General features: G+C 47.7%; 1 protein-coding gene. It reads right to left on the minus strand.

From position 1 onward, the window contains the following. A partial coding sequence (locus I6E38_RS15175) for a transposase (protein ID WP_235394750.1) occupies positions 1–306 on the minus strand: 306 nt, incomplete at both ends.

A 306-nucleotide genomic window follows, 5' to 3' on the forward strand; every position in this document is an offset into this window, starting at 1 on the left:
AGACGGCGTCCGCCTCCTTTGTCATACTCAACCATCTGGCAGTCGCGCTTGGGCTGTTCCAGTATCCAGTTCTTGACTTCCTGACTTTCATTCTTTATTTTCGCACCTATTATATACTTGTAGCCGTGCGCCTCAAGTTCCGCTATATTTGCATTGTTCATCAGACCAGAGTCAGCCACCACAACGAAGTCTTCCAATCCGTATTTGCTTACAAACTCGTTTATCGTCGGCAGCATCGTGTGACCTTCATATTTGTTGCCCTCATGGATGCAATAGGCAAGCGGATAGCCGCCCAAACTTACAAGC

Source organism: Leyella stercorea, assembly GCF_021531355.1.
Lineage (GTDB): Bacteria > Bacteroidota > Bacteroidia > Bacteroidales > Bacteroidaceae > Prevotella.